Origin of the sequence: Pseudooceanicola lipolyticus, from assembly GCF_002786325.1 — a bacterium.
Classification (GTDB): Bacteria; Pseudomonadota; Alphaproteobacteria; order Rhodobacterales; family Rhodobacteraceae; genus Pseudooceanicola_C; species Pseudooceanicola_C lipolyticus.
In genome coordinates this window covers 1-964 of sequence record NZ_PGTB01000385.1, presented here as the reverse complement: position 1 = coordinate 964, position 964 = coordinate 1, and the positions used below count along the sequence as shown (strand labels likewise).

Below are 964 nucleotides of genomic sequence, written 5' to 3'. Positions count from 1 at the left end.
GGCGGCGCTGGCCGCGACCGCGCCCAATCCGCCGCTGGCGGCAAGTAGCCCGGTACCGGTGGCGCCGGCAACCGCCGCGCCGCCGGCGCAGAACGATCCCGGCCTGTCGCAAGAGAACGACTTTGCTGCCGTTTCGGAAGAGCGCTCGATCCAGGGCGATGCCGCCCGCATCGCCCGCAACCGCCAGGCCTTTGAAGAGGTGCAGCCCACCGCAGTGCCGGCCCGCGACGGCAGCGCCGGACCGAATATCGTCACCTATGCGCTGCAGACCAGCCATGCGCGCGGCACCCGGATGCACAATCGTTCGGCGCTGCAGACCCCGTCGCGGGCGCAGCGCGCCTGTGCCAAATACCCCTCGCCGGACCAGGCGCAGATCGATTTCCTGGCCCGTGGCGGGCCCGAGCGCGACCGGCTGGGGCTGGATCCGGATGGCGATGGCTATGCCTGCGCCTGGAACCCCGCGCCGTTCCGGCGGGCCGCCGCGAACTGAGGCGTGACGCCGCGCTGGCATCCTTCATCGAATTTCACCGCGCGGCGCGGCGGCGCGCAGCCGTCGCTGATTGTGCTGCATTACACCGCCATGGCGGATGCACAGGCGGCGCTGGATCGGTTATGCGACCCGGCCTCCGAAGTCTCGGCGCATTACCTGATCAGCCGCGATGGCAGGCTGTGGCAGCTGGTGGACGAGGCGATGCGCGCCTGGCACGCCGGCGCCGGTGACTGGGCCGGGGCGGCGGATGTGAATTCGCGCTCGATCGGGATCGAACTGGACAACACCGGCGCCCAGCCCTTTGCCGAGCCGCTGATGGCGGCGCTGGAGGCGCTGTTGCCACAGATCATGGCGCGCTGGGCCATCGGCCCCGAGGGCGTGATCGGCCATTCCTGCATGGCGCCGGGGCGCAAACAGGATCCCGGCCCGCGCTTCGACTGGGCGCGGCTGGCGCGGCAGGGGCTGGCGCGGCCG

At 71.9% G+C, this 964-nt stretch carries 1 protein-coding gene and 1 pseudogene; both read left to right on the top strand.

Annotated features, from left to right (window positions below):
• Positions 1 to 490: pseudogene (locus tag CVM52_RS27325) on the top strand (hypothetical protein); the annotation flags it as partial.
• Between the two features lie 3 nt (positions 491 to 493).
• Positions 494 to 964, top strand: a 471-nt coding sequence (locus CVM52_RS26105) for an N-acetylmuramoyl-L-alanine amidase (protein WP_133120020.1), incomplete at its 3' end; no start/stop codon positions are given.